The organism is Rhodocytophaga aerolata (assembly GCF_030503435.1).
Taxonomy (GTDB): domain Bacteria; phylum Bacteroidota; class Bacteroidia; order Cytophagales; family 172606-1; genus Rhodocytophaga; species Rhodocytophaga aerolata.
Window position 1 is genome coordinate 1 of the sequence record NZ_JAUKPO010000095.1, and the last position, 5,935, is coordinate 5,935.

The 5,935-nt window shown below is 36.8% G+C and carries 8 protein-coding genes; 7 read left to right on the forward strand and 1 reads right to left on the reverse strand.

Features of this window, described 5'->3' with window-relative positions; genetic code table 11:
- Window positions 1-60 precede the first annotated feature (60 nt).
- From Q0590_RS36325 to Q0590_RS36335, 3 genes are all read left to right on the forward strand, one after another.
- The gene (locus Q0590_RS36325; RefSeq protein ID WP_302042595.1) at window positions 61-351 is read left to right on the forward strand and encodes a hypothetical protein; all 291 of its coding nucleotides are present in this window, start codon (window positions 61-63) and stop codon (window positions 349-351) included.
- Window positions 341-736 (forward strand): PIN domain-containing protein, encoded by a 396-nt coding sequence (locus Q0590_RS36330; RefSeq protein WP_302042596.1) that lies wholly within the window; start codon window positions 341-343, stop codon window positions 734-736. Before Q0590_RS36325 ends, Q0590_RS36330 begins: the two co-directional genes overlap by 11 nt.
- Window positions 737-880: 144 nt before the next feature.
- Window positions 881-1,363: a hypothetical protein gene (locus Q0590_RS36335; RefSeq protein WP_302042597.1), complete on the forward strand. Its 483-nt coding sequence runs from the start codon at window positions 881-883 to the stop codon at window positions 1,361-1,363.
- 127 nt (window positions 1,364-1,490) lie between these two features.
- On the opposite strand, the gene Q0590_RS36340 is transcribed toward Q0590_RS36335, so the two are convergent.
- Complete coding sequence (locus Q0590_RS36340) at window positions 1,491-2,291, reverse strand: hypothetical protein (RefSeq protein WP_302042598.1); 801 nt, start codon at window positions 2,289-2,291, stop codon at window positions 1,491-1,493.
- Between the two features lie 226 nt (window positions 2,292-2,517).
- Between Q0590_RS36340 and Q0590_RS36345 the strand changes: the two genes are divergently transcribed.
- The 4 genes from Q0590_RS36345 to Q0590_RS36360 all read left to right on the forward strand — a co-directional run bounded on the left by Q0590_RS36345 (window position 2,518) and on the right by Q0590_RS36360 (window position 5,877).
- Window positions 2,518-2,991, forward strand: coding sequence for a hypothetical protein (locus Q0590_RS36345; protein WP_302042599.1), 474 nt, complete (start codon window positions 2,518-2,520; stop codon window positions 2,989-2,991).
- 4 nt (window positions 2,992-2,995) lie between these two features.
- Complete coding sequence (locus tag Q0590_RS36350; protein WP_302042600.1) at window positions 2,996-3,259, forward strand: hypothetical protein; 264 nt, start codon at window positions 2,996-2,998, stop codon at window positions 3,257-3,259.
- 251 nt (window positions 3,260-3,510) lie between these two features.
- Window positions 3,511-4,698, forward strand: coding sequence for a MobV family relaxase (mobV, locus tag Q0590_RS36355; protein ID WP_302042601.1), 1,188 nt, complete (start codon window positions 3,511-3,513; stop codon window positions 4,696-4,698).
- 564 nt (window positions 4,699-5,262) lie between these two features.
- Complete coding sequence (locus Q0590_RS36360; RefSeq protein WP_302042602.1) at window positions 5,263-5,877, forward strand: replication/maintenance protein RepL; 615 nt, start codon at window positions 5,263-5,265, stop codon at window positions 5,875-5,877.
- Window positions 5,878-5,935 lie beyond the last annotated feature (58 nt).

Consider the following 5,935-nt stretch of genomic DNA (forward strand, 5'->3'; position numbering starts at 1 on the left):
GAGCGCTGGAGAGGTCCAACTTGCTGAGCAATAAGGCAACGCCGACGCAAGTCAACCCGGATGACGTATAAGCTCGCACTTAGCATCCGGTTTTTTTCTCAAATAAGAAGAGATATGGGGAAAACAATTAATAAGAACAAAAACCAGGTATCCATTCCTCCTTTAACAAGAGGGCAATGGAACATCTATCGTCCGGAAGATATCAAAAGATGGGGACCACAAAGATTTCTAGAGGAAGTATGTGTTAAAGAACCTTTCCTGATTCCTAACCTAAGCTTTAGCGAAGAGGAAAACCAACGCATGGACCAAATCTTGAAAGAGGAAAGAGCAGCAAAGGACAATGATATTTGATACTAATCTCATTATAGAACATATTAGGAAAGAGCAATCTTTACCAAACACTGTCGTGATCCCGGTAGTAGTAGTGGGTGAGTTAAGAGCCTTTGCTTTGAAAGCAGATTGGGGTAGTCAAAAAATTGCCTTTTTAGAAAATCTCTTCAAGCGCTATCCTGTCGTCGAAATAACCGTGTATTTAACAGAGAATTATGCTTTGATAGATGCATACAGCCAGGGCAAACTACAATTTCAACCTTTACCGACAGGACTAACAGCTCGTAATATGGGCAAGAATGATCTCTGGATCGCTGCTACAGCTCTATATTTAGATATGGAGTTGCATACCAAAGACAATGACTTTGACCATTTAATCAATATTGGGCTCAAACTAGTTAAGTAAGCTTGATCCTTCCGAAATCCTGTCGGATTTCAGGTTTTTTAAGCCATCAGCGCCTCTGCAGGGCGGGGGAAGGAGAGGGAAAGTAGAAAATATTAAAGAAGCTAAAAGTAGTAAAAATAGTAGTAGTTAATAAATCTAATTAACATGAATCAAGAAAATAAGTCCTATGACCTTCTAATCCAAGGTGATGTGTATTATGAAGAAATTGATGAAATTAGAAAATTGATTGAAGGACAAAATATTGAAGCTAATAAATTAGAAACAAAGGCTGTAGGGATTGAAGAGTATATTCAACTCATTTTTAGAGACTTTAACCCTACATCTTTTTCTAGAGATTTTATTTTGTCTGTTGGTATATCAAGACTCCTTTCTAAAATTCACCCTGTAGTTGAATATTTTCGCAACAAGAAAAAGAAGATAAAAGCTATTTGTTTAGATATTGATAGCCAAAATGAAAAAGGTGAAAACTTTTATTTAAGTGTAGTAGCAGAACCTCATAAGATGGAAATATTGATAAAATTATTAGATGAACAATTATCCATAGAGGAATTAAGAAAAATAGAAGCTATGAAAACGCTCCATATAACTTTAGACGAGCAAAACCACCTTTCTATAACTATTATTTAATGCATTCGTAGCACTAAATATTTTTGTTAATAAGAGTAATAGACTATGGTTACACGCGAACGTATGCTTGAAATGAGTTTAGTGGTGAAATGAATCGCTAGTTAGGTAATCAATCCTGTGTAGAACTTTATTGTTCTATTTGAAAAGGCAAGTTATTTTGATTTTTATAGTAATAATCTAATAATGTCACTTGTAATTGCTTATCAAACTCCATACTCAAAAACACTTCATGCTTTACCTTTTGGAGTAAGTCTTGGTTGGAAGTGAATTTCTGCTTTTGCTTATTGGTACTGGTTGTAACGTAATTTATAAAATTGTCCATAAATTTACTCTTTTCTGGATCCTCACTGAGCATATTAGTAAAGATGGCTTCAAAACAAAAAGCTTCCAACAAAGTATAGTCTTTATCAAAGACAACATCTTGTAAACCATTAAATCCTACGCATACGTGCCAACTAACCGTAGTATCAGGCTTTACTAGGTCACAATAAAAGAACTTTGAAGCGACCTGCATCATTTCTTCAACTGAAAAAGCAATTTTAGTACTGTTTTTTGTTGATGGTGAGTTGATATAGTAAGTGAAAGCATTGAAATATTGCTTGAATACTTGGTTGTGTTGTAGACTATCCGTGTAACGTCTAGTCATGGTCAAAGTATCTGGATACAAATGATTATATACTCTGGCAAAATTGGTTCTATTTTGTAGCAAATAGTTGAATCTTCGAGAATACATTTTAATGAATTTTCCCGTTTCACCTTTTGGGTTATCCACCACAGCAGGATAAACTAATATTTTCTCATTCCCAGCAGATCGTTCTGCTTTAAGGGTGAAATAAGAAGAAAAATCAACCATAGATCGTTGATGCTTCTGACTAAAACTAAAAGTAGATAGCATCAGTCCAATGAATAAGCTTAGGAGTCCTTTCATATTCTGATTTATTTATACAAAATATAGGTGTATCTGAAACTCTAAGAAAAATTTTGGTATATACTAACATAGACGAATAATCCAGGATTAAATTTGAGCTCCATCAATAGTCCAGCCTGATAGGGATTGTTCAATAAGTAGCTTTGTGTCAAATAAAACCTTTTATATTGATTTTAGCCATTATTTTATCTACTTTGAGGGCAGACTTAAATACAGACTCTAAAAAATGGATGAAAAAACAGGACAGACTGAAACCCAGAAAAGTCCGACCTTGAAAAGCGAAGGCCAAATTGATCTTGCAGCTGAGAAGTATACTCAACATGAAGGGCAGACTAAAACGGAAAAAAGTCCGCCCGTAAATAAGGGAGGAAGGCCACCAAGAAACATACCCCAACCTGAGAAGTGGACCATAAAAGGGATAGATAGGGATACAAGAGCTATTATTCAAAAAGCGGCATCCAGAGCCGGTAAACCTTTAGGCCGGTGGTTTAATGAAGATCTACGAGAATTTGCCCAGTCTCAAATCAAGAAAGGGAATGCAGTTCCTGCTAAACAAGAAGATTTAGTAACCGGCTTATTCGATAAGCTACGTACTGAATTGAAAGCCGAGCAATCAGAAGAACTTAAATCACTCCGCCTGGCTATTGAAAACAGGCCTGCTACTTTTTGGGAATGGTTAAGCGGAAAAAAGAAATCTTGAACTCATGCTCACCTATGCTTTTGCCACCAGCACTTGTGGCCAACATTTTAAAGTAATTTACAATACTGACAAAGATGAATTGTTTAAAAAGGTGAAGCATTGCCTACCTGTTAGAACAAGATTTGAAGAGTATCTACAACAAGCCTTAACAAGTCCTGAGCAGCTAATCCGGTTAACAGATCTGGATGCTTATGAGGATGAATACTTGGAAATTCTCTTAGGCGAAAGTAAGGCCATCAAGAAGTATATTCGATTAAAAAATCAGTAGAATTTCCTATTAATCTTTGAGCGTATAGTTCAAAATGCAAAGTATACAAGAAAGAAAAATGGGCAAGAGGGGAAAAAATAGAAAAAGAAAAATCACCTCCTTGCTTGAAAAGTCGAAGAAAACAGCGTACTTAGCGGGTACACTGAGCGCGCGAGTGTGTACTCACTACACAATTTTATCCTCGCCCTTCGGTCTGCGGGTAAAATTGTTCCGTTCGTCCAGCCGCTCAATACAACCCTAACCCAATCGCTATGTATGCTATCCTAAGAACAGCTAAATTAAAAACTGCCGGTAATTGCGGTGGTTTGAATAAACATTTAGAGCGCACCATGGATGTGCCTAATGCAGACAAGGACTTGACTCATTTAAACACACGATATATAGGAAGTGGGGATTTAGCTAAAGATGTAGCTAAGCGAATTAAAGAAGCTGGCATAGACAAGCCTAGAAAAAATGCGGTGCTAGCTGTTGAACATTTAATGACGGCCAGTCCGGAAGCTTTTCAATTTAAAAAGAAACTAGATCCACAGAGCGGGAAAGCTAGCTTAGTAGGCTCTAAAGAAATGGTGAAAAAGTGGACTGCTTTTGAAGAGCATTGTCATCAGTGGCTCAAAGAGCAGTATGGAGAAAAAAACATAGTCAACTTCACCACGCATGTAGATGAGCAAACGCCCCATATCCATGCTGTAATCGTACCAATTGATCCGAAAGGCAAGCTCAATTGCCGGGCATATTTAGGAGGTAGGGAAAAACTCAGAGGCCTGCAGGATAGTTTTGCCCAAGCACACCAGGGCATAGGATTAGAAAGAGGTATCAAAGGCAGTAAGGCCAACCATACCACGGTCAAAGCGTTTTATGCCCACGCCAATGAGTTTACCCAGGCACCTTCTTTGGATATAGCCTTACCACCCTTTCAGGCTTCCATACAGCTCCCACAAACGAACTTTGCGGGAATAATGAAGCAACACCCGGGAGAGTACAAAGAATCCCAAGAGAAGCTTGTAAAAGCACAATTGGAAGTCCAGCAGAAAAAGGTTGTAGAGCAAGCTAAAGATAAAATGCGTGAGCTCCATCAAGTAGCTATAGCTGCCGAAGTGCTTAAAAAAGAAAATGACAAATTAAAAGGGGAATTGAAAGGTTTACAACAGCAAATTAAAGAGTCTACCCAAAAACAAGCGCAACTTTCCAGTAAACTCACTAATCAAACCACTAAAACACAAAGTCTGATCCACTACCTGCTATCAGGTAAAATAAGTAAAGCAGAGTTAGGACAGGCCATTGAGCAAGTGCCGGCTAAAGAGGATAAGAGACAAGAAAGTATTCGAGCGCTTCTGACAGAGATGGGCATAGCGGTCAAACAAGCCCAAGTGGAGCAAAAAATAGATGGTAAACTTACCCAGCAAGAGAAGCCAAAAGGTCCAAAACATAACCTGCCTTAATTTTTTCCCCCTCTTGCCCATATTTAGTAAGACAAAAAACAAGGCATATACAACGTAAATGCCTTATCTAATTCAATAAAGGAGTACTCCTTTATTTCCGGTTGCATGTGATGTCCATTAGACACCACGCCAAATTATATTTCATGTATTTGGATTGACAATAATACCTTAAGTAAAACCACCTAGAAATTATAACGAGAAAACTTTGATTTAGTTAAACTGCTCTGCTAGGATGGTGATTGACCTGATAATGAGCTCTTTCCTTTCCCTGACCTGCAGAGGTGCAGATGCCTAAAAAAACCTGAAATCCAAGGGATTTCTACAAGTAAAGAATAGAATGAGAGGAAAATGCCGTAACTGTCTGATTATCATTAGGGGTCATTCCAGTGGATTGGAATTTTATTCCAGCAGATTGGAATAATAACACGATGTTTTAAAAACAAATAGAAATATTTTCCAATTCGATAGGTAAAAAATTGGAATTATTATCCAAAATGATTAGAATTGTATTCCAATATGTACGTATATTTTTTGGAAATTTACTCTAAATATGAATGAGCTATAATGGAAATTAAGAAAAAAGGAGTTAGTGATTTTCCTGAAAACCGTGATAATCCTTTTCTAGAAAAATTAATGGTTCCTGTGAAATCTAAAAGTCAGGCTGTTGCTACTAGTAAGAACGATATTATCTTAAATACTATTACAGGAGAGCATAAAGAAGACGCCTTATTTCTAGCAACCAAAAAAAGTGTTGATGCTGAAGAATTTGTAAAAATATTTCAAGGTAGCATGGCTGCAATATTTGGTTTATCAAAAGCTGCTCAAAGAGTATTTAACTATGTCTTCTCAATTGTTAAACCTTCGCAGGACACCTTATTATTTCGTGTAGATGATTGTAAACAAGCAACAGGCTATAATAGTATTCAAACGATTTACAGTGGCCTAGCTGAATTATTAGACAATGAGTTTATTGCCAAAAGTGATATTACAAATGTTTTCTACATAAATCCTCAAATATTTTATAAAGGTGACAGATTGATTATACTTAGAGAATATAGGAAAAGGAAAGAAAAACTTAAGGATAAAGATCCTACCCAACTTGACTTATGGACAGAATCTGAAACAAGATTTGAAAAAGAAAAAAGCAAGTTAGAAGATATAGATATAATAGATATATAAGATATTGCCTGAAGGGGAAGCGAGCGCTGGAGAGGTCCAACTTGCTGAGCAATAAGGC